Below are 23,426 nucleotides of genomic sequence, written 5' to 3' on the forward strand. Positions count from 1 at the left end.
TCGGCCCTTCTATCCACGTTTTTGGCCCTTCTATCCACGTTTTTTCCCTTTCTATCCACGATTTCGGCTCTTCTATCCGCCGCGACCTTTTCTTTCCTTCACTTTGGCCCTTCTATCCGGCATTTCGGCTTTTCTATCCACGTTTTTGGCCCTTCTATCCACGTTTTTGGCCTTTCTATCCATCATTTCGGCTCTTCTATCCGCCGCGGCCTTTTCTTTCCCTCGCTTTGGCCCTTCTATCCGGCACTTCGGCTTTTCTATCCACGTTTTCGGCTTTTCTATCCACGATTTTGGTCTTTCTATCCACGTTTTTGGCCATTCTATCCACGTTTTTGGCCATTCTATCCACGTTTTTTCCCTTTCTATCCATCATTTCGACTCTTCTATCCGCCGCGGCCTTTTCTTTCCTTCACTTTGCCTCCTTCGCCTTGCCTTCTCCGGCCTTTTCTTTCCTTCGCTTCGATTGTTCTACCCGTCGCTTTAACTTTCTATCCGCAACTTTTCCCTTTCTATCCATCACCTCGACGATTGAAGTGGCATAGCATTGACCTTCATTTTAGATTGTACAAATAGGATGGGACCTGTTTTTTCAATGTGGAAGAGCAAAAAAACTGCCCAAGATGTAAGTTTTACGTCTTGGACAGTCTCTTTGCATTATATGTTTTTTAATCTTCTTCTTCGATTAGTGCTGCCAATGCTGTAACCGCTTGCTCAGCGTCGTTACCATCACTGCTTAGAACAACCTCTGTTCCTTTTGCGATGGCTAAGCTCATAACACCCATAATGGATTTAGCATTTACTTTTTTCTCGTCTTTCTCAAGAAAGATATCTGCGCTAAAACGATTTGCTTCTTGTACAAATAGCGCTGCTTGTCTAGCTTGTAGTCCTAATTTTAATTTTACATGGACTCTTCTCTCGGTCATTCTCAAAACTCCCCTTTACTACCGTTCATTTTATTAGTTTTATCTTACCTCACTTACTAGCTAAAGAACAATACGTGATTACGCATGACATTCATACCTGAAAAGTATGAAAATTTAACCACCAATTTTTTCACCACGTCTTAAAGCATCGGCAATTTCATCGATTTTCCGTAATCGATGATTGACACCTGATTTACTAACCGTTCCACTTGATACCATTTCACCAAGTTCTTTTAGCGTTACATCTTGATATTCTACTCGTAATCGTGCAATTTCACGAAGTTTTTCAGGCAATTGATCTAGGCCTATTGAGTTTTCAATAAAACGAATATTCTCTACCTGACGTAATGCTGCACCTATTGTTTTATTTAAGTTTGCAGTTTCACAGTTGACAATGCGATTAACACTATTTCTCATGTCTCGCAATATACGAACGTCTTCAAATTTCATCATTGCTTGATGAGCGCCAACAATATTAAGAAAATCAGAAATTTTTTCTGCTTCTTTTAAATAGGTAACAAAGCCTTTTTTTCGTTCAATTGTTTTTGCATTCAACTCAAATTCGTTCATCAAATCCATTAAAGCTTCGCCATGCTCTTTATATAATGAATAAATTTCTAAATGGTAGGCTGATGTTTCTGGATTGTTGACAGAGCCACCTGCTAAAAATGCGCCTCGTAAATACGCTCTTTTTTGGCCACTCTTTTCAATGAGCTTTCGAGAAATAGTATGATTAAATTGAAAGTCGTCTGAGATGATTTCTAAATCAATTAGTAGCTCACGTGCACCTTCTCTTACACGGCAAATGTATACGTTATTTTTTTTCAAACGCATTTTTTTTCGAACAAGTAACTCTACATTATATGGATACATCTTTTTCATAATCGTATAAAGTCTTCTTGCGATTGCAGCGTTTTCAGTTTGTACGTCTAAGCTTAACTGTTTATTAGCAAAGGATAATGAACCATTCATACGAATTAGGGCAGATACTTCTGCTTTCATACAATGATTGTCCGCTTCTATTTGGGTTAATTCCTTTTTGGTTTCAGAAGCAAAAGACATATCACGCCCTCCTTTCAACCTTTAGTTCTATGTATATGTCCATCTTATCATATACAAATAGCGCTTTATGATTCTATTATTGGTTCACTTTCTGTTTGCTTATAGATATTTGCGTAATCTACAAGCCATTTTGCAACGTTTGCTGCATTATGACGAACCGTTCCGTCTGAACGAATCGTAGCAATATCTCGTTTAATAACCTCTAATCCCATACTTTCAAGCTTTGCAACGTCAAATGTCACTGGCTCCGCACATTCTTCCTTATAAAGCTCTTTTACAGGATGAGGTAGTTTTACATCATTCACCAAAATAGAATCTATAAAGGAATCTCCAACATGCTTGTATAAAGCTTTAACATGGTCACCTGCTGTATAGGAAATAGTTTCACCTTTTTGAGTCATTAAATTACAAACGTATATTTTTCTTCCCTTAGCTTTTACAACAGCCTCCCCAATTCCTTTTACAAGAAGGTTTGGAATAATACTTGTATATAAACTTCCCGGACCAATTAAAATATAGTCAGCACGATAGATTGCTCGAATAGCCTCTGGTAACGGTTTCACGTTTTCAGGTACTAAAAAAACACGACTAACTCGTTTTGTTGCCATCGGAATTTTAGATTCACCTTCAATTACTGAACCGTCCTCAAGCTCTGCATGTAAATTTATCTTTTTATTAGCTGCTGGTATAACGCGACCATGGACCTTTAAAACCTTTCCCATTTCACTAATAGCATGGTTAAAATCCCCAGTAATGTCTGTTAAAGCAGTCAGCATTAAATTACCTAATGAATGCCCACTTAAATCTTCTGATGCTGAAAATCGATATTGAAACATTTGCTCTACAAGCGGTTCAACATCCGATAAAGCTGCGATAACATTACGAACATCACCAGGTGGTGGGATATCATAGTCATCCCGTAAGCGTCCTGAAGAACCACCGTCATCAGCTACTGTCACAATTGCAGTAATTTCAAATGGGTGGTGCTTGAGCCCTCGTAATAAAGTAGAAAGCCCTGTACCACCACCTATTACAACAAGCTTTGTTCGCTTCTTTCCCATTCACTCAATCCTTTCTACGATTGATGTCACGATGCGTGATAACAGTATTTTCCTTACTAGCTAAATATGCCCCGAAATATTCTGTTAATGTCACTGAACGATGCTGTCCTCCAGTACAACCAAAAGCAATAACAAGTTGTGATTTGCCCTCTTGTCTATAGAGAGGAATCATAAATTCAAACAAATCCGTTAGTTTTTGAATGAGTGTTTGCGTATCTTCAAGTGCCAAAACATAAGAAGATACCTCAGTTTGTAAACCCGTTTTATGTCGTAACTCTTCTACATAATATGGATTTTTTAAAAAACGAACGTCAAACACTAAGTCTGCATCTATCGGCATACCATGCTTAAATCCAAAAGACATGATATTGACTGAGAAAGTATTATCAGCATCACTGGCAAATTCTTTAACGATTTTTTCGCGTAGCTCTTTGGGCTTCATATTAGATGTATTATAGACAAATTTAGCTCGACCCTTCACTTCCGATAAGAGCTTTCGTTCCTGTTTAATACCATCTAACGGTAACCCATTTACAGCTAATGGATGTGCACGTCTTGTTTCCTTATAGCGTCTAACTAAAGTTGCATCATCTGCATCTAAAAATAAAATTCGTGCAACAGTATCGCCTTCTTTAAGTATATGGTCGAGGGCTCCAATTAGAGAATCAAAAAAGTCGCCACCACGCATATCCATGACAGCTGCAATACGTGAAATATTTTTACCCGAATCCCTGAGTAAGGTTAAAAATGTCGTGAGCAACGCTGGTGGTAAATTATCAATACAGTAATACCCTAAATCCTCAAAGCTTTGAATAGCTACTGTTTTCCCAGCTCCAGACATCCCTGTAATAATAACCAATTCATGTGTATTTTTTTGGCCTTCAACCACCACTATCATGCAGCTCCTTTATTGTTCTATTGATATTTGTATTTTCTCATGAAGTAATTCAAAATCAGTCGTATATTCAAACGTACCGTACTGAATGCCTGATTGTGAGATAGCAAATTGTAAATTTGTTCGATCACCTTCAGCCATTGGCAAATGTTTCAAATCCTCTGCTGGGTGCCATGCAAGTTTGCCTTCTCTAGTTTCTTCAAACGGTACACCTTCTATATCCTTTGCAACAAATGTATAAAGCATCCATTCGTCAACTACCTCATTATTTTCTTTAATAATCATCGTATAAACACCCTTTAAATGAGCATTTAATGGTGTGACATTTGTTTCTTCTTGAAACTCACGTACAGCAGCCTCATAAATTGACTCACCGCTCTCCATTTTACCGCCAGGAGCTACGTACCAGCCACGTCTTGGCTTCTGAAGTAATAATACTTGACCGTCTTTCACGGCTATTAAATTTGCAATTCTTTGCATAGGCACACCTCTAATCACTTTTGCATTCTACCTTTTATTATACCAAGACCAAACAAGGTTTGTCCTCAATTCAGAATTTTAGGAGCATTGCAATTTTAACTTCACTAACACTTACAGGAACCATGTTTTTAACTACTACTTAAACATATGAAACAACGCAATAAAAAATCAAAAATTTTATGCACAGAACAAATGCGCTAAGCGAGCGCTGGAGAGCTCGAAATAAAAGTAAACGGTCCACCACTTTAGCCCGAGAATGCCTGGTTATCCATAATTAAAAATTTATAGTTTCTTTAACAACAAAAATAGGTTGCTCCACCTATTTAGGCGGAAACAACCTACTCAACAAAATAAAAGGGGGATTGCTAATTACACTTTATATATTACACCTTTTATATGTCATTCAAGTTACAACTATATTAAGACCGTATTAAAATTGTATTTTTTTCCTTAAAATTTAATCAAGAGGATCATACCCATAATGTGGGGGATTTCCGTTCCGACTGGGCGAAATGTCATCCACAACTTCTGGTGATGAGCCAATCTCTTGATTCACTTTAAGCATTAATTTTTTCTAATAATTCTTCCACATAATGTTGTACTGCTTGTGCTGCAATACTTCCGTCACCTGTCGCTGTAACGATTTGACGTAGTGATTTTTCACGTACATCTCCTGCTGCGAAGATTCCTGGTATCGTTGTTTCCATATTTTCATTTGTCACAATATAACCAGCTTCATTTAAAATCCCTAAAGACTCAAATGGTTTAGTTAAAGGTAGCATACCAATGTAAACAAATACGCCATCAGCAGCAAAATCAGATTCTGTACCATCTACAGTTGATTGTAATGTTACACTTCCAACTTTACCATCTGCCTCATTAATTTCTTTAACAGTTGCATTCCAAATGAAATCAATTTTTTCGTTAGCAAAGGCACGATCTTGAAGAATTTTTTGTGCACGTAATTTATCACGACGGTGCACGATTGTTACTTTATCAGCAAAGCGAGTTAAGTAAACACCTTCTTCAACAGCAGAATCTCCGCCACCTACGACAACAAGATTTTTTTGCTTGAAGAATGCACCATCACATACTGCACAATAGCTGACACCACGACCTCCAAGTTCTTTCTCGCCAGGCACACCCATTTTTTTATATTCCGCACCTGTAGAAAGAATAATTGCTCGTGTTTTATATTCTTTAGCACCTGATTTTATTGTTTTATATTCCTCACCATCAATAATTTCAGTTACATCGCCATACGCATATTCTGCACCAAATTTTTTAGCATGGTCGAACATTTTTGTCGATAGCTCAGGCCCTAAAATTGTATCAAATCCAGGATAGTTTTCTACTTCTTCTGTATTTGCCATTTGTCCGCCAGGGATCCCACGTTCAATCATTAAAGTTGAAAGGTTGGCACGTGATGTATAAACAGCCGCAGTCATACCAGCCGGACCTGCACCAATTATTACAACATCATAAATTTTTTCTTCTGACATAAATACTTCCCCCTAAACAAATACTTTTTTATCTTCATTCCATATGTGCAATGAAGATAATGCCTCGGACGCAGCCAAGACTCCATTAATAATAACTACAGTATGTTCATCGTATGTGAAAGTAAAAAGTTATTCAACTATGTTGCTCACAGTCTAATTATTCGTACTTGGTAAAAACATTAAAATTTCATCAATATACTTCGATAAAGTTGACACGGATACTCCGTATTGCTGAGCTATCTCTTTTTTTGTCACCTTGAGATTACGCGAAGAGCGGAATAAATAGTCATTTGCTCCTGCAATAGCCGCTGGATTTGTGAAACGATAATTGTTAATCAATGCTTGCTCACAAAGCACAAACCACATTTGGAACATTGGTGCAATTAATGTCGTTAGTTTACCATACTGTTCTAGTAAAATTTCTGGTACACTTACTGCTCGTATAAAGCTAGCCTCTACTTTGTTTTTCATATCAAATTGATGTCCTAAAGCATAAGCGAGGAATAGCTTTTCATACGCATTAAATTGCTCAACATCTATCCATTTGGGATGCGCAATAATTTCCTGTTTATGCGCGGTGCAGCTTAGTAAAAATAAACCAAATATGCGTTCACTTGTATAATCGCTCTCCAGCTTTTCCACAATATAATCACGATCATGCTCTAATGCATCAAGCGCATATACATTTTCCTCTTGGCGCCAAGGTTCAAAGCCTTCTTTTTCTGGATCTAGCTCAAGTAGCTGTTCCCATGCACTCTTTGAAATCTCTTCATGTTCAGAAAAATACGCTGCGTGGGATAACCAGAAGTAAAAGCCAGCATCTCCCGCATAGCCACGTTTTTGCATACTACGCAACCATTTAAATGCTAAATCATACTGTCCAACAAGCGCTAATGTTGCACCCAGCTTGTAACGATGTTCCCATGTGTATGGCTGAATTTTCATAAGTACTTCTAAAAGATCCTTTAAATCCTCTTCATTTTTTTCATAATACGCAATCACAGTTAAATTACAAAGTGCATGTAAATTCCCTTTATTTTCACGTAGTACCTTGTTTAGAAGAGCCTTCGCCTGTTCTGCTTCACCAACATAAAAATAAGCAAGAGCTAAGTTGTTATAGGCCGACCAAAAATCTGGTCTATCTTCAATTAAGTCTTCTAGAATAGTAATAGCTTCTGGGAAATCTCCCTTTTCCATACAGCGCCTCGCCTGTTCCTGCCGATACAAATCTTCACCAGAACCTTCAAGCTCCTCAAAATCATCTTGCTCAAAGGCAACAAACTCTAATATTTCAGCCGCTTCAACTGCATAAGCACCCTCTGGCTCTATTTGTAAATATTGCTCTGCAAAGCGTTTAGCATCATGCATAATACCAACGCATCCAGATACCTCTGCCATGTAAAAAATAATTTCTGGATTATCTGGATCTATCTGATAGGCACGATGAAGAAGATCATACGCTTCCTCGAAACGTTGACCCTCTAACTCTATAATCGCTAATTGCAATAAAATCATTGGATCATCAGGACTTAAATCAACTGCTCGCTGTAAATATTTATACGCCTTATTCATTTGTCCGCTATTCATTGCTTGAATGGATTTTTTATAATAATAGTCGCCTGTGGGAATGAACGACACTATATTCGATTGATTTTCTTTTTGACGTTTCTTTTCCAAAATATTTCCTCCGAAACAAGAAATAAGGAACGTATCACACGTTCCTTTACACAGTAACTTCTATTATACCATACAATAAGCAATATGCCGTTATTTCTCTTCGTGACGTTTTTCCAACACATGTAGCACGTCATAAACACTTACTTTTTGTTCTTGTAGTAACACTAGTAGGTGATACATTAAATCGGCAGCCTCCCATTTCACTTCTTCAGCATCACGATTTTTTGCACCGATAACAACCTCTGTTGCTTCTTCGCCGACTTTTTTACAAATTTTATCGATTCCTTTATCGAATAAATATGTAGTATACGCTCCTTCTGGCATTTCTTGCTCACGCTTTTCAATGATATTTACAAGTCTAGAAATAATCTCAACAGAGCCGACCTTGGCATTTTGCTGAATGATCTCCGTAAAGCAAGAAATTGTACCATTATGGCAAGCTGGGCCAGCAGGAATTACTTCCACGACTAATGCGTCACCATCACAGTCCGCTTTTATAGACACAACTTTTTGTGTATGACCACTTGTTGCTCCTTTATGCCAAAGCTCTTGACGTGAACGTGAGAAGAACCATGTTTCTCCTGATTCAAGCGTTTTCTCCAATGATTCTTTATTCATATATGCTACAGTTAATACTTCTTTTGTATTAGCATCTTGTACTACTGCAGTGACAAGACCTTTATCATCAAATTTAATGTTGTCAATCATCTTACCGCCACTCCTTTTTCACGTAAGTATTCTTTTACTTGCGCTACGCTCGTTTCTTTATAATGGAAGATGGATGCGGCAAGTGCTGCATCTGCATCGACATCTTCAGCTAATACCTCGTAAAAATGGTCGGCATTCCCTGCACCGCCGCTTGCAATAACAGGAACTGTCACAGCCTCTCTCACGGCTTTTGTTAATGCTAAATCAAAACCTGATTTCTCTCCGTCCTGATTCATACTCGTTAATAAAATTTCACCAGCCCCTAAACGAACCGCTTCCTTGGCCCACTCTGTTGCTTGCCATGTTGTTTTGTTTCGGCCTCCATGCGTATAAACCATCCAGGTAGCATCTTCTTCACTATAGCGTGCATCGATGGCTACAACAATACACTGTGCGCCAAAAAAGTCCGAACCTTCTTTAATAAGCTCTGGTCGCTCTAAAGCAGAAGTATTCACTGATACTTTATCTGCACCTGCACGTAAAATGCGTTTCATATCATCTAAAGTCCGAATTCCACCACCTACTGTAAATGGAATGGCTAATGTAGCTGCAGTTTGTCGCACTACATCAACCATTGTTTCACGACCTTCATGTGATGCCGAAATGTCTAGAAACACAAGTTCATCTGCCCCTTGTTCATCATAAAACTTGGCAAGCTCTACTGGGTCACCCGCATCACGTAATGACACAAACTGTACACCTTTTACAACACGCCCCTCTTTCACATCAAGACATGGAATAATGCGCTTTGTTAACATGAAGCCACCCCCTTCAACCATTGCTCTAATAAATAGACACCTAGTTCACCTGATTTTTCAGGGTGAAACTGCATTCCCGTAATAGAACCATTTACAATAATGCCTGGAACTTTAATGCCATGATAATCCGCATAAGCGATAAGCTCTGTTTCGTCTATATCTGTTGCATAAAATGAGTGGACAAAATACACATGCTTTGCCGCTACTTCACCCTTCAACCATGAAGGCCTCTTTGTCACGACAAGCTCATTCCATCCCATATGTGGTACTCGGTACTTCCGCTCACCGTTGTCTCCACTAAATCGTTTAATGCTTCCTTTAAAAAAGCCCAAACCTTTCGTCGGTGACACCTCTTCACTTTGCTCAAATAATAATTGCATTCCTAAGCAAATTCCGAGAAGTGGTCGATTTTCAGCTTTCACCTTGTGCAAATATCGATCTAAATTCGTTTCAGCTAAACGTTTGATGGCGTCGGGAAATGCCCCAACACCAGGGAGCAACAGTGCATCTGTTGCATCTAGCACTTTTTCGTCAGCCGTGACAACAACTTCACAGCCAAGTCGTTTTAATGCCTGTTCGACACTAAATAAATTCCCCATACCATAATCAATAACACCTATTTTCACGTTAACAGCCCCTTAGTCGACGGTACACCTTTAACACGTGGATCAATTTCTACTGCTGCGTCAATGGCACGTGCTAACGCCTTAAAAATAGCTTCAATAATATGATGTGTATTATGTCCATACGGTACAATGACATGAACATTCATCCGAGCCTCAAGTGCAAATTTCCACAAAAATTCATGTACTAATTCCGTATCGAAACTTCCAACTTTCTCCTTCAACTGTGGTACACGATATTCTAAATGCGGACGATTTGAGCAATCTACAACTACTTGTGCAAGTGCATCATCCATTGGCACAAATGCTGTACCGTAGCGCTTGATTCCTTTTTTATCACCGAGTGCTTCACGAATTGCTTGACCTAATACAATTCCAAGGTCTTCAGTTGTATGATGATCGTCTATATAAGTATCACCATTTGCTTGTATCGTCCCATCAAAAAGCCCATGTTTGATAAATAAGTCTAGCATGTGGTCCATAAAGCCAACACCCGTTTTAATATCAGCCTTTCCTTCACCATCTAAATCGATTGCTACTGAAATTTGAGTTTCATTTGTTGTCCGTTCAACTTTTGCATATCGTTTCTTTTCAGTCATTGTGCTACTCCTTTTCCCATCCGCGTGATTCGACTGCACGAGCATGGCCCTCTAAGCCTTCCATACGTGCTAGACGTGCAATTTTCGGTGCATTCTCTGCCCAAGTTTTTTCACTATAAAAGACAACGCTCGATTTTTTCACAAAATCATCGACGTTTAAACCACTTGCAAAGCGTGCTGTGCTATTCGTTGGCAGTACATGATTTGTCCCCGCAAAATAATCACCTACTGGTTCAGAGCTATAACGACCGATGAAAATACCACCTGCATGCCTTACCTGTTCAGCTACAGCCTCAGCATTTTTTGTGACAATTTCTAAATGCTCAGGTGCTAGCGAATTAATGGCATCAATGGCATCTGCCATCGTTTCGGCCACATAAATGGCACCAAAGTTTTCAATAGATGCTCGTGCTACCTCTTCACGCGGTAAAGTAGTTAATTGCTTCTCCACTTCATCAGCCACTTTTTTAGCCATATGCTCAGAAGTTGTTACCAAAATGGCACAAGCCAATTTATCATGCTCAGCCTGTGATAAAAGATCCGCTGCGATTTCATCAGCAAATGCCGTGTCGTCTGCTAACACTGCAATTTCACTTGGACCTGCAATCATATCAATCGCTACCTCACCAAATACCTCACGTTTGGCTAATGCTACAAAAATATTTCCTGGACCTGTAATTTTATCAACAGGTGTAATTGTTTCCGTGCCATATGCAAGAGCCGCAATCGCCTGTGCTCCACCGATTTTATATATTTCCTCTACCCCTAAAATATGCGCCGCAGCCAGTACACCTGGAGGTAATTTTCCATCGCGACCTGCTGGAGATGTCATAACAATGCGTTTAACACCAGCAACTTGTGCAGGAATAACGTTCATCAAGACTGACGAAGGGTACGCTGCTGTACCGCCAGGAACATAAAGTCCTACTGCATCAAGAGCAGTAATTCGTTGCCCAAGCCACGACCCATCACCTAGCTCTAAGCGATAACCTGAACGCTTCTGCTGCTCATGATAAAAGCGAATATTTTGGGCAGCTTCTGTTAAATCAGCATAAAGCTGTTGATCAATACTATTTGCGCCCTCCTCTATCTCTTCCTTCGTTACACGTAAATGATCAGGGGCAAAACCATCCCATTTTTCTGTATACAAACGTATGGCTGTATCACCTTGTGCACGAACATCTGCCAATACTTGACGTACAACTTTTAACTGTTCTTCATTGCCACCTTCAAGTGGTCGTTTTAAGGAAATACCTTTTGCTAGCTTTGTTATTTTCATAGGATTTATCTCCTTTAATTCTAGGTATTCATGTATGATCGATGACTATGAGCTTCCACCTGCGGCTATTCCTACAGTGAGCACGATTTATTTAACACATTTCTTTAAACGTTTCACAAGGTCGATAATGCGTTCTCCCTTCATACGATAGCTTACTGGATTAGCAATTAACCTCGATGACACATCCGTAATAAATTCATATTCCACTAAACCATTTTCCTTCAGCGTCCGTCCTGTTGATACAATATCGACAATGCGATCTGCTAAGCCAATCATAGGCGCCAATTCAATTGATCCATTTAACTCAATAATTTCAACTTGCTCCCCAATGCCCTTATAATATTTCATTGCAATATTAGGATATTTTGTTGCGATTCTTGGGGCGATTTCATTCATCGTAGTATTAGGTAAACCTGCTGATGCGATATAACATGCACTTATTTTTAAATCAAGTAATTCATGTACTTGTCGTTGCTGTTCTAACAAAACATCCTTCCCAGCGATCCCAATATCCGCTACACCGTGCTCTACATAAACAGGAACATCCATTGGCTTTGCTAGTATAAAACGAATTTTCTCTTCTGGAATTTCGAGCATTAATTTACGGGACATTTCGACTTCTTCTGGTAAATTAAAGCCAGCTTCTAATAGCATTTGGTATGCCTCATCAAAAATACGCCCCTTTGGCATAGCAATCGTTAATTCATTCACTGCTAACGTCCTCCTGTCCCACAACAACTACTTCTGTAAAGTGTGCTAAAAAAGCTTCTTCATCAACTAGGCTATTTCTTAACTGTAAGGTAGCCTGTTTACCAGCAGCTCGAAGCGTCTGTACCTTTGCAAGAGCCGCTTCAAATTGTTGTTCCTCAAATAGCACCACTGTAGCCTCTTGTCGTTTATCAGATTGCCCATGAAGTGTTTCTAGTAAGCGATCAACACGAATACTAAATCCTGTTGCGCCTACTTTTGAGCCAAACACCTCAAGCAATCCGTCATAACGCCCACCATTACCTAATGGAAAGCCACTGCCTGTTGCAAACACTTCAAATAACATGCCTGTGTAATAGCTCATATGACTAGAAAGTGTAAAATCAAAGGCCACATAATCCGCTAAATCTGCTACTTCAAGTAGTTTAGCGAGCTGTTGCATATATTCTAATGCGTCATTTTTCCGCACATATTTTTCAATATCTTGGATTTCTTTCACATTCATAGCTTCTTCAATATATTGTAGTAATGCATCTGATTTCGTTTTAGGTAAATCAAATGATTCTACTGCTTCTTCAAACCCTACATAATTGCGCTGCACTAGAAGTGTTCGAAGTATATTTTGTTGTTCAATGCTTTCTGTATAATCTTGTAAAATGCAATTTAATATCCCTGCATGGCCGATAGTAACTTTAAATTTCGCTAACCCAAATTGCTGTAATAACTCCATTGCCGTAACAATAACTTCAGCATCAGCAAACACAGAATTGTCTCCAATTAACTCGATCCCCATCTGATCAAATTCTGCTGGTCGTCCACCTTCTGCCTCTTGTGCACGAAAGACACTAGCAAAATAAGCAAGGCGCAATGGAATCATCTCTTTTAATAATTTTGATGTTGCAACACGAGCAATCGGTGTTGTCATATCAGGTCGTAGTACTAACGTGTTTCCTTGGCTATCTACTAACTTAAATAAATGCGCATCGGCTATTGCTGATGCTTTACCGACTGTATCAAAATACTCTACTGCAGGTGTCTTAATAAATTCAAAGCCCCTACTGCATAAAAAGTCTCGCCCAGTATTTCTTACGGCCTCTACCTTTTCGTATATTTGCGGAAATGTATCGCGCATTCCAAGTGGTTTCTCAAACATTTTAATCGACGACATTTTGACACTTCCTCACATTTCACTTTAATTCACTAGAGTATTAGAGAATTAGATTATGAAAGAATTCTAACTTATTTCTTCCTTTCCGTCAATGCAACTCCTTATGAATTATCGAATAATTTCATTACTGATTATTCTGTTAATTATACGTAAAAATAAAAAAATTGAAACTTTATTCAACTGTGTAAGCTTATTTCTCCTTAAACAAGTAAATCTTTAGACAAAAAATTGTGCGTAGTGGGCTTGCACAGTTTAAGGTGTTGAAAAATAAAATCGTCAAGGAAATCTATATGAATTTTTTGGCGAGTGATTTCCGTTCCAGGCTACTCGCTTTCCAGTGGGCGAGCGTCGAGCCGCTTCCTCCGCTTCCGCTCCGTGCAGGGTCTCGCCTGTCTCGCTTTCCCACGGGAGTCGAGTAGCCTTCCACTCCAATCAAGAACCTTTATAAATGTAATTTCGTTGTTACAATAGTTTTTCAACAGCAAAAAACTGTGCACAGTAAATCATGCACAGTGTAGATATTATTATTATTTTTTTGGCGTGCTCCATTCCACTACTTCATTGCGTTTACGCTCCGCCATTTGTTCAGCTGTATAAATAATTTGCATAGGGTTACCGCCTGCAAGACAGCCAGCTGGCACATCCTTATGGACAAGGGTTGCAGCTGAAACAATCGCACCGTCACCTATCGTAACACCTGGTAGTATCGTTGAATTGGCACCAACCATTACTTCATTGCCAATATAAACATCTCCCAGACGATACTCCTCTATTAAATACTCATGCGCCAAAATAGTTGTACTGAAACCTATCACCGTATTGTCACCGATGTGAATTCGTTCTGGAAACATTGTATCTGGCATAACCATTAAAGCTAATGAAGTTTTTTCTCCAATTTCCATCTTTAAAAAAGTTCGATACAACCAGTTTTTCACACGTAAAAATGGTGTGAAGCGTCCAATTTGAATGACAACGAAACACTTCATCACCTTCCAAAAGGACACCGTATCATAAATATTCCAAAGCGAATTTGCTCCTTCGACACGGTAGCGTTCTGTTTTACGTGCCATTGACTTACCCCTCTTTCACAATTTCAAGTAAATCCGTCATATGATGCAACATATATTCTGGCTTGAACTGCTGTAAGTATTCCTCACCTTTAAAAGCCCATGCGACACCAGCCGCTCTAATTCCAGCGTTGTGTCCTGCTTCAATATCGTGTGAATTGTCGCCAATCATAATGGCCTCTTCCTTGTTTACACCAAGGCGTTCAAGGGCAAGCAAAACTGGTTCTGGGTCAGGCTTTACATTTTTCACATCATCCGTGCCAATACGGATGTCAAATAAATGACTTGCACCTAGCACAGATAGACCACGGTCAATCATCCCATTACGCTTTGTAGACACAATCGCTAACTTGATACCCATAGCCTTTAATTGCTCTAAAGTTGATACAACATCAGGATATTGAGTGACAAGCTCATCGTGATGTAATTCATTATATTCGCGGTATTTAGCAATCATTGCATCCTCTTCACCAGGAGCAATGTCACTCATTGTCTGTTTCAAGGACGGCCCAAGGAATTTTAGGCAATCTTTTGGCGAATATTGCCCGGGAAATCGCTCGTTTAAAACATGCATAAATGTTTGAATGATTAAATCATTTGTATTGAGTAATGTACCATCAAAGTCAAATAGTAATGCCTTTACAGCCATGCCCTTGCCCCCCTATTTATCATCCAAATACTTTACTGGTGGCTTTACTGTTATACGTCTGTAAATAATTGCCACAAGACCTACAACAATACCAATTATTGAAACAACCTGTGCTGAGCGTAAATCTCCTACTAAATATAGGCTATCTGTACGCATGCCCTCTATATAGAAACGACCAATTGAATACCAAATTATATAGCCGAAGAAAATTTCCCCACGATTTAAATTTACTTTGCGTAATACTAATAAAATGATTAGCCCAACGAAATTCCATAAGGATTCATATAAGAATGTAGGATGTACATACGTTCCTAATTCTTCAATATACATTTGATTAATAATCCAATCAGGCAGCCTTAGATTTTCTAAAAATTCACGTGATACTGGACCACCATAAGCCTCTTGGTTCATAAAATTTCCCCATCGACCAATTATTTGTCCAATTAAAATACTTGGTGCCGCAATATCCGCTACTCGTAAAAAGCTTATATTTCTTCTACGAGTGAATATGTAAGCTGTCACAAATGCCCCAATAAGAGCTCCGTGAATAGCGATACCACCATTCCAAATCTCAATAATCTTCTCTGGGTTTTGACCATAATAATCCCAACGCATCGATACATAGTAAATACGTGCGCATACTATGGATATAGGAACAGCCCAAAGTAATAAATCCGCAAGAAACTCCTCCGGTAAGCCTCGTTTCATAGCCTCTCTTTGTCCTACAAAATAAGCTAAAATAATACCCGATACGATTAGCAACCCATACCAACGAACTTCGATAGGTCCTAAATGAAACGCAATCGGATCAATTTCTAATAGTAATAAATCCATCTTATGCTCCTCTCATTATCCTTCTATTACTTAGGTTATTGTATCCTAATTTCTTTGGCGTAATTAAGAATCACATCCTCATTCCTCTCACTATCTTCAGAGGTGAGAGTCTCCTATAACTGTCGCTACACTAAACATTTAGTGAATGAAGATAACCATTAATCATCTAACTCATCTGTTGAAGAAATTACTTCATCAAGTCGCCTTGAAAACTCCTCAGCCGCATTAACCCCCATCTTTTTCAAACGGTAATTCATGGCAGCTACTTCAATAATAACAGACACATTGCGCCCAGGTCTTACAGGAATCGTTAATTTCGTCAGTTCTGTATCGATGATTTTCATTTTCTCTTCTTCTAGACCTAAGCGATCGTATACCTTTTCCGGGTCCCAAATTTCTAGTTCAATAATTAACGTAATACGTTTGTATGGTCGCACCGCACTCGCACCAAAAAGCGTCATAATATCGATAATGCCAATCCCTCTAATTTCTAATAAATGTTCTAAAAGAGGTGGTGGACTACCAATTAAAAAATTCTCTGATTCTTGACGAATTTCCACACAATCATCGGCCACTAAGCGGTGCCCCTTCTTAACAAGTTCAAGTGCTGTCTCACTTTTCCCTACACCACTTTTTCCGATAATTAGCACACCGATGCCGTACACATCGACTAAAACTCCGTGAGCAGCAGTCATTGGTGCAAAACAACCCTCTAAATAGTTTGTCAGCCTACTCGAAAACTTCGTCGTTGTCATATGTGTTTTAAAGACAGGTACATGTTTTTCATTGGACGCCTGTAGAAGCTCCGTAGGTACCTCTAAATCTCGAGAAATAATAATCGCAGGCGTATCCTGCGAACACAGTAAACGCATGCGCTCCAGTTTCACATCTGCAGGTAACATTTCAAAAAAAGAAAGTTCTGTTTTCCCAAGTAATTGTACTCGATTCGCAGGATAGTGCGTAAAATACCCCGCCATCTCAAGCCCCGGTCTTGAAATATCACTAGTGACAATCGTCCTTCCTATTCCTTCCTCACCAGCTAATAGTTCTAACTTAAATTTCTCCATTACGTCTCTTGTTAATACTACGACCAATATTAGTAGCCCCCATTCGCTGTAGATCTCCCGATTGGTTTAACTAGCAATCAGCTCCACTGATTGCAGTTTCACTTTATTTTAGCATGTCTATGTATAAAAGAAATGAATTTACTCTCTATTCGCTGACAGAAAAATACTCCACAAAACATAAAAAACTAGCGGTTCTCCAAATCCGCTAGTTTCTATATTGCTTTATTTTTGAGTAGCTAACCATTTGGCAACTGCTTCTGCATCTGCACCTTTAACTACACCAGCAGGCATTGCACCTTTACCATTGTTAATAACATCTAAAATTTCTTTTTCTGATAAACGAGAACCTACATCTTTGATTGCTGGTGCATTCCCTTGACCTTGTAGTTCACCACCGTGGCAAGTAATACAAGATTTCATAGCGATTGCTTCTCCATCTGGAGTAGTTGTTTTTGCACTTTCTTTTGTTGCTTTTTCTCCGCCGCCACAAGCAGCTAAAAAGATTGCAGATCCGAACACTAATGTTAACATTACTTTTTTCATTAGTACCCCTCCTTAAATTAATAAAAATCTTTCCAAAATATTATACCAAATTTATGCACGTTTGAAACCTTTCCCTAACACCTCATATGCATCAGAAACAATGACAAACGCTGATGGGTCAACGCTTTTAATGAGTTGTTTCAGCTTTGTGAACTCTGTTTGGTAAACAACAACCATAAGTACTGGTCGTGCTTCCCCTGTATAGCCACCGATTGCAGGCAACTTTGTTACTCCACGATTAATTTCAGCATAAATGGCATCACGCACCTCATCTTGCTTCAGCGTAATTATATAAACCATTTTTGATTGACTAAAGCCGAGCTGAATAATATCGATGGTTTTAGTAGTGACATAAAGTCCAATCAGGGCATACAAACCTTTCTCTAAGTCAAAAACAATTGCTGCACTAATTGCGATAATCCCATCAATTAACAGTACACTTGTACCAAGCGATATTCCGGTATACTTTGTAATAATTTGCGCTAATAAATCAGTGCCACCAGTAGAAGCATTCCCCTTAAAGACAAGCCCTATTCCTAAACCGACAACAATTCCCCCAAAAAGTGCACCAAGTAAAGGATTATCAGTCCAAGGCTCCCAACTATTCGTTAGTAAAACAATAAGCGGTAATGTCACTGTTCCAACAAATGATTTTATCCCAAACTTTTTTCCAAGAAATAATACACCTGCTATAAATAATGGAATATTAAATGCATACTGTACATAACCAGGATTCCAGCCAAATAAACCGTGTAAAATTGTACTAATCCCGCTTACACCGCCAGAGGCCACTTGATTTGGTAGTAAAAATACATTAAAGCCAATGGCAATAATTGCCGCACCAACAATGACGTACACATATTCTATAACGCTTTCCCTTACATCATTTGTTAGATTCATTTCTTCCACGTCCACTTCAACTATCAGAATTTTTTCAAGACGAAATGATTATAGCAAATAGTTCTTGTATTGAGAACTTCGACTTGATGAAGGAAACATGTATTTTTATAATTTGCATTATGTATTACACTTATGACCATTAATTTAAAAACACAAAAAATAAGCTACCTTAAAGAGCAAATTTTAGATAGCTTATTTCTATTCTCTAGTTCATCATTGGAAGTTATAGATGATATTCATGTGGATTAGTTGATTGGCTCTTGTTTTTATAAAGAAGATTTTTCTGCCCACTCCATAGCTTCATGGTATAACTGATCAATGTTTGATAAATCGATGTTGAGCTGAGAAGCTAATTTTTCTAAGGTAGGCCAATCTAATTTGCTTAACGCAATACTGAATTCAAGATATGGTGCCATTTCAGTTTGATTACCTAAAATCGTTTCTGATATGTCTTCTGAAAAAGGTAGCTGCTGTAAAATAACATTCATCGGTCTTTGCAGCAAAGTATCTATCAGTGAAAACATTCCAACTAAAAAATATTCAGAGAAGTTCTTCTTATAGGAAAGTTTGGCTAATTTCTCACAAACTTTTGCTCTAAATAACGATGTACGCATGACTTCTTTAAAAATATCATTATCAGCATTCTTATCAATTTCTCGCATCGCCAATAAATAAATCCACTTTCGTAAATCTGAAACGCCGAGTAATACAATCGCTTGTTTTATCGAACGAACCTTGGATTTATAACGCTTCTCTGAATTATTAATCATTTGCAATAATTTATATGTCAATGAAATATCACGTTCAATATTATCAGTTAATAACTGGACATTAGGTTCCTCTTCTTTTAATAGCGTAATAATATATAAATATTGAATAGTATTAGCTGGTATATCGGTTGTTGTAATTATTTGCGGCTGTTCAAAAAAATAGCCTTGAAATAATTCATAGCCAGAATGCTTTGCAACTTCAAATTGATTACGTGTCTCGACCTTTTCAGCGAGCAATTTTATGTGAGGGAAATTTTCTTTCACTTTATTTTCAATTTCCATTCGCTCCAGTAATGGGGACAATAAAAAATCAACTTTTATATAATCGATATAAGCAAATAACTCATCATAAACTTTTACTTCATCATCCAAAATAAAATCATCTAATGCGATTTTAAACCCAAATGATTTCAACTCAATGACTCTCTCTACTAACTGAGGTGTAAGAGGAACGTCCTCTAAAATCTCAATAACAACTTGCGATGGATTTAAGGACTCGTTTATCGAACTCATCAGCAAGTTTTCTGTAAAATTAACAAAACTAGGCTTACCTTTTGTTACCTCTTCAATGCCAATTGAAAGAAATGAGTTTACTATTACGTCAATTGTTGCAGCATCTGAATCGACCATCGGAAAAGCATTCGCATTTTTGCTACGATATAATAATTCATATGCAACGACTTGTTCATGAAGATTAAAAATAGGCTGTCTGCCAATAAATACTTCCATTTCGCTGCCCCCCATTTCTCCATTTTCTAGTATTTTATATTATAGCATTTTTAATTACTATCTGCTTATCATTCAAGTAATTGTCTAAAAGTCTCCTTGCATTAACTAACATCCTTTACAAGAAAATGGATTATCACCATAATGTGTGGTTGATTTCTGTTCCGATTGGGCGCTTTGTCGCTGACGCTTCGCTTTCGCACAAAGCTTCCTGTGGGTGTCCAATGAGCCGCTTCACTCGCTTGGCTTGCTCCAGGGTCTCATCTGTGACTTAATCATGAGCTAGACAAGAACCTTACGCAATGAACTTTTCCTATTCAAATGTTTTAATTATCGACATACCACGTAGCACGGTTCTTGAAGATTCCCAAGGTCTTGTACTATTTATAAGGTAGTAAAAAAATAAAGACAGTCCAAAGTGATTTTTTATCACATTTGGACTGTCCTTTTTTATTTTCCACTTGCTTTTGATTTAATAGCACCAATAACCGCTGGAACAACTGAAAGAAAGATAATTAATATTAGAACTGTTGAGAAGTTATCTTTAATAATCGGAATATTACCAAAGAAATAACCTAGGAATGTACAGCTACATACCCATAACACTGCACCTACAACGTTATACATGATGAAGTAGCTATACTTCATTTTACTTGCTCCGGCAATAAATGGTATGAATGTACGGATGAATGGCATAAAGCGCGCGATGACAATTGTTTTTCCACCGTGTTTATTAAAGAATTTTTCTGCAGCCTCCATACGTTCTTTTTTAACAACTCTACCGAGGAAGCTCTTTGGTGGAATAGATGTCCCTACTTTATGACCAATATGATAGTTCATCGTATCCCCTAAAATTGCTGCTGCTAAAAACACTGGAATTAAGATCCACATATCAAATGCACCCATTGCTGCTGCAAATGTACCACTTGCAAAAAGCAATGAATCACCTGGAAGGAACGGGAAAATTACGACACCTGTTTCAACAAAAACAATTGCAAATAAAATGAGATAACTCCAATTACCAAAATCACGAATGATTTCTTCTAAATGCACATCGATATGCATAATAAAACTAATTAATTCCTTGATGATATCTATCATTTTTTTGTATGCTCTCTTTCAATTAAATTTTCTAAAAGCTTTGACGTAGCTAGACACCAAAGGGTTCCACTCTTGTTTACCGTCTGTGGTGTTACTACTCCCTCACTATATGACAAGCCTTTAAAAAGTATGTAGTTTTCACAAGTTTGATTTTATCATTTACTATCATCTACACTCAACTTATTTAATTTAGAGACCAACCATAATGTGTGGTTGATTTCCGTTCCGACTGGGCGCTTTGCTGCTGCCGCTTCGCTTTCGCGCAGATAAAACATTTGTAGCTGACGCTTCGCTTTCGCACAGAGCAAAGCTTCCTGGGGGCGTCCGATGAGCCGCTTCACTCCGTAGCTCGCTGAAGGGTCTCATCTGTGACGCTAATCCCCAAGGAATAGAGGTTTGAGACTTCTGTAACTACCGTTTCACTTTCGTTACAAAAAACACTTGCCAAAAGAAGTTAAAAAATTTCACATCAGAAAAGCGCGAGAAATCAACGTTTCTAAAATTGATTTCTCGCGCTTTTTATAGTTTTGAGCTGTTATGTTCTAGCCTCTACTTTGTTATCTTTTAATGAACGACGTAAAATTTTCCCTGTCGTATTTTTCGGTAATTCATCTATAATTTCAATTACTTTAGGGACCTTGTATTTCACCATATGTTTTGCACAGTATGCAAGAAGGTCGTCTGTTGAAGTTGCCGCTACGTCTTTTAAGACAACATATGCATGAACAGCCTCACCTAAATTAGGATCTGGGTAGCCTACAACTGCCGCTTCAACGATATTATTATGAGCAAAGAGTACTTCTTCAACCTCTCTTGGATATACATTATATCCCCCTACAATAATCATATCTTTTTTACGGTCAACGATGAAAATATACCCTTCTTCGTCAACTTTAGCTAAGTCACCTGTATATAGCCAGCCATCGCGTAAAACCATCGCTGTTTCTTCAGGCAATTTATAATAGCCCTTCATAACGTTAGGTCCTTGAACAATTAGTTCTCCTACTTCACCAACAGGCACTTCTTGACCGTTAGTATCCACTACCTTATTTTTAACATTGGAAATGGATGTACCGATAGAACCTGCTTTACGATCACGATCCAATGGATTAAAGCATGTTACTGGTGAAGCTTCTGATAAGCCATAGCCTTCCGAAACACGCACATTAAATTTCTTCTCGAAATTATGTAATAGTGCTACCGGTAAAGACGCACCACCTGAAATCGCTAGGCGTATTGTTGAGAAATCTTCAGGGTTGCCTTCTGGTAATTGATACAAGAAGTTATACATAGTTGGTACACCAGCAAAGACTGTTGCTTTTTGTTCCTTCGTTATTTTAAAGACTTCAGTTGGACTAAAACGTGGTACAAGTAAAACTGTTGCTCCACTCAATAAAGGTGCGTTGACGACAACAGTTAACGCAAATACATGGAAAACTGGTAATGTAGCAATAATGCGATCATCTGATTTATAGCCTAGATAATCCGCAACATCTCGTGCATTTGAATAGACATTTCCATGTGTCAGCATTGCGCCCTTCGGAGTACCTGTTGTACCTGAAGTATATAAAATAATTGCATTATCATCGTCTGCTACTTCTATTGGTTGTAAAGATTCCGATGCACTTGCTATAACTTGTAAAAATAAATGAGTTTTTGCCTGTGCCTCTTCTGATAAAGTAGCTACTTTTTCAGCAACATCTGCTGTTGTTTCACAAACAACAAATGTTTTTATTTGTGGAAAAGCTTGTACACCCATTTCTACTAACGGAAGAAGTGCATCAAGTGCAATAACAGCTTTTACATCACCATTATGCAAAATATACGAAATTTCATCCGGCGTATAAATTGGATTAATCGGAATTGCCGTTGCCCCTATACGCATTGTTGCATATAACGCAATTAAATAATGTGGTGTATTGCCGAGTAAAAACGCCACATGGTCCCCTTTTTCAACCCCTAATTCTTGTAACCCCTTAGCAAAGCGACCAACAGTGTGCTCAAACTCACCGAATGTCGTATCTTTCCCCATAAAATGATACGCAATTTTATCTGGCTGCTCTACTGCTTGTTGACGAACACTTGAAACTAAATTCAATTACACCATCCCCTTTATCGTATCAATTTCGCCTGGGCGTAATTGAGTCCAGATTTTGAATTGTGCTCGCACAATTCATTCCTTTGAAAATCCGTGACATCCGCCGGAGGCTTTATCTTCATTCAGTAGCTGTTCGGACACCCTCTGAAAAGGAACCCCCATCCGCATTCATCTCACCAACTAAGAGGTGAGAGTCTTCTACTGAATGAAGATAAAATGAATCGTTAT

At 38.4% G+C, this 23,426-nt stretch carries 25 protein-coding genes; all 25 read right to left on the reverse strand.

What is annotated here, in order from left to right:
• Nucleotides 1-196: 196 nt before the first annotated feature.
• Nucleotides 197-373: a hypothetical protein gene (locus tag QUF91_RS23240; protein WP_289419505.1), complete on the reverse strand. Its 177-nt coding sequence runs from the start codon at nucleotides 371-373 to the stop codon at nucleotides 197-199.
• 292 nt (nucleotides 374-665) lie between these two features.
• Nucleotides 666-923: an HPr family phosphocarrier protein gene (locus tag QUF91_RS23245; RefSeq protein ID WP_285397844.1), complete on the reverse strand. Its 258-nt coding sequence runs from the start codon at nucleotides 921-923 to the stop codon at nucleotides 666-668.
• Nucleotides 924-1,037: 114 nt separating this feature from the next.
• Entirely contained in the window at nucleotides 1,038-1,985 is a 948-nt protein-coding gene (gene whiA, locus QUF91_RS23250) for a DNA-binding protein WhiA (protein ID WP_285397845.1), read from the reverse strand.
• A gap of 65 nt (nucleotides 1,986-2,050) precedes the next feature.
• The gene (locus tag QUF91_RS23255; protein ID WP_285397846.1) at nucleotides 2,051-3,046 is read right to left on the reverse strand and encodes a gluconeogenesis factor YvcK family protein; all 996 of its coding nucleotides are present in this window, start codon (nucleotides 3,044-3,046) and stop codon (nucleotides 2,051-2,053) included.
• A gap of 4 nt (nucleotides 3,047-3,050) precedes the next feature.
• Nucleotides 3,051-3,944 carry an RNase adapter RapZ gene (gene rapZ / locus QUF91_RS23260; RefSeq protein ID WP_285397847.1) on the reverse strand — a complete coding sequence of 298 codons (894 nt, stop codon included), beginning with the start codon at nucleotides 3,942-3,944 and terminating at the stop codon, nucleotides 3,051-3,053.
• A 9-nt stretch (nucleotides 3,945-3,953) separates the two neighbouring features.
• Nucleotides 3,954-4,421 (reverse strand): 8-oxo-dGTP diphosphatase, encoded by a 468-nt coding sequence (locus QUF91_RS23265; RefSeq protein ID WP_289419506.1) that lies wholly within the window; start codon nucleotides 4,419-4,421, stop codon nucleotides 3,954-3,956.
• 557 nt (nucleotides 4,422-4,978) lie between these two features.
• A complete protein-coding gene (gene trxB / locus QUF91_RS23270; protein ID WP_285397851.1) occupies nucleotides 4,979-5,923 on the reverse strand; it encodes a thioredoxin-disulfide reductase in 945 nt (314 codons plus the stop codon).
• Nucleotides 5,924-6,076: 153 nt separating this feature from the next.
• The gene (locus QUF91_RS23275) at nucleotides 6,077-7,600 is read right to left on the reverse strand and encodes a tetratricopeptide repeat protein (protein ID WP_289419507.1); all 1,524 of its coding nucleotides are present in this window, start codon (nucleotides 7,598-7,600) and stop codon (nucleotides 6,077-6,079) included.
• 90 nt (nucleotides 7,601-7,690) lie between these two features.
• Entirely contained in the window at nucleotides 7,691-8,308 is a 618-nt protein-coding gene (hisIE, locus tag QUF91_RS23280; protein ID WP_289419508.1) for a bifunctional phosphoribosyl-AMP cyclohydrolase/phosphoribosyl-ATP diphosphatase HisIE, read from the reverse strand.
• Entirely contained in the window at nucleotides 8,305-9,066 is a 762-nt protein-coding gene (hisF, locus tag QUF91_RS23285; RefSeq protein WP_285397854.1) for an imidazole glycerol phosphate synthase subunit HisF, read from the reverse strand. Before hisF ends, hisIE begins: the two co-directional genes overlap by 4 nt.
• On the reverse strand, nucleotides 9,060-9,692 hold the full coding sequence (gene hisH / locus QUF91_RS23290; protein WP_289419510.1) for an imidazole glycerol phosphate synthase subunit HisH: 633 nt from the start codon (nucleotides 9,690-9,692) through the stop codon (nucleotides 9,060-9,062). The genes hisF and hisH overlap by 7 nt, the downstream gene beginning before the upstream one ends.
• Nucleotides 9,689-10,288 (reverse strand): imidazoleglycerol-phosphate dehydratase HisB, encoded by a 600-nt coding sequence (gene hisB, locus QUF91_RS23295; protein ID WP_053485806.1) that lies wholly within the window; start codon nucleotides 10,286-10,288, stop codon nucleotides 9,689-9,691. The genes hisH and hisB overlap by 4 nt, the downstream gene beginning before the upstream one ends.
• A 4-nt stretch (nucleotides 10,289-10,292) precedes the next feature.
• Complete coding sequence (gene hisD / locus QUF91_RS23300) at nucleotides 10,293-11,567, reverse strand: histidinol dehydrogenase (protein ID WP_289419511.1); 1,275 nt, start codon at nucleotides 11,565-11,567, stop codon at nucleotides 10,293-10,295.
• An 87-nt stretch (nucleotides 11,568-11,654) separates the two neighbouring features.
• A complete protein-coding gene (gene hisG / locus QUF91_RS23305) occupies nucleotides 11,655-12,278 on the reverse strand; it encodes an ATP phosphoribosyltransferase (protein ID WP_285397857.1) in 624 nt (207 codons plus the stop codon).
• Nucleotides 12,271-13,443: an ATP phosphoribosyltransferase regulatory subunit gene (locus tag QUF91_RS23310; protein ID WP_289419512.1), complete on the reverse strand. Its 1,173-nt coding sequence runs from the start codon at nucleotides 13,441-13,443 to the stop codon at nucleotides 12,271-12,273. Before QUF91_RS23310 ends, hisG begins: the two co-directional genes overlap by 8 nt.
• 527 nt (nucleotides 13,444-13,970) lie before the next feature.
• Entirely contained in the window at nucleotides 13,971-14,513 is a 543-nt protein-coding gene (locus tag QUF91_RS23315; protein ID WP_285397860.1) for an acyltransferase, read from the reverse strand.
• Nucleotides 14,514-14,517: 4 nt separating this feature from the next.
• Complete coding sequence (gene ppaX, locus QUF91_RS23320) at nucleotides 14,518-15,159, reverse strand: pyrophosphatase PpaX (protein ID WP_289419514.1); 642 nt, start codon at nucleotides 15,157-15,159, stop codon at nucleotides 14,518-14,520.
• Between the two features lie 12 nt (nucleotides 15,160-15,171).
• Nucleotides 15,172-15,993 (reverse strand): prolipoprotein diacylglyceryl transferase, encoded by an 822-nt coding sequence (lgt, locus tag QUF91_RS23325; protein ID WP_285397862.1) that lies wholly within the window; start codon nucleotides 15,991-15,993, stop codon nucleotides 15,172-15,174.
• Between the two features lie 158 nt (nucleotides 15,994-16,151).
• Entirely contained in the window at nucleotides 16,152-17,087 is a 936-nt protein-coding gene (gene hprK / locus QUF91_RS23330) for an HPr(Ser) kinase/phosphatase (RefSeq protein WP_285397863.1), read from the reverse strand.
• A 195-nt stretch (nucleotides 17,088-17,282) separates the two neighbouring features.
• Nucleotides 17,283-17,603 (reverse strand): cytochrome c551, encoded by a 321-nt coding sequence (cccB, locus tag QUF91_RS23335; protein ID WP_285397864.1) that lies wholly within the window; start codon nucleotides 17,601-17,603, stop codon nucleotides 17,283-17,285.
• A gap of 51 nt (nucleotides 17,604-17,654) precedes the next feature.
• Nucleotides 17,655-18,503 (reverse strand): YitT family protein, encoded by an 849-nt coding sequence (locus QUF91_RS23340; protein WP_285397865.1) that lies wholly within the window; start codon nucleotides 18,501-18,503, stop codon nucleotides 17,655-17,657.
• A gap of 266 nt (nucleotides 18,504-18,769) precedes the next feature.
• Nucleotides 18,770-20,002, reverse strand: a complete 1,233-nt coding sequence (locus QUF91_RS23345; RefSeq protein WP_285397866.1) for an EAL and HDOD domain-containing protein — start codon at nucleotides 20,000-20,002, stop codon at nucleotides 18,770-18,772.
• A gap of 447 nt (nucleotides 20,003-20,449) precedes the next feature.
• Entirely contained in the window at nucleotides 20,450-21,097 is a 648-nt protein-coding gene (locus QUF91_RS23350) for a VTT domain-containing protein (RefSeq protein WP_285397877.1), read from the reverse strand.
• Nucleotides 21,098-21,255: 158 nt separating this feature from the next.
• The gene (locus QUF91_RS23355; protein ID WP_289419516.1) at nucleotides 21,256-21,441 is read right to left on the reverse strand and encodes a hypothetical protein; all 186 of its coding nucleotides are present in this window, start codon (nucleotides 21,439-21,441) and stop codon (nucleotides 21,256-21,258) included.
• Between the two features lie 194 nt (nucleotides 21,442-21,635).
• A complete protein-coding gene (locus tag QUF91_RS23360; protein WP_285397869.1) occupies nucleotides 21,636-23,198 on the reverse strand; it encodes a fatty acid--CoA ligase family protein in 1,563 nt (520 codons plus the stop codon).
• Nucleotides 23,199-23,426: the final 228 nt, after the last annotated feature.

The organism is Lysinibacillus sp. G4S2, assembly GCF_030348505.1.
In the GTDB taxonomy this organism is placed as follows: domain Bacteria; phylum Bacillota; class Bacilli; order Bacillales_A; family Planococcaceae; genus Lysinibacillus.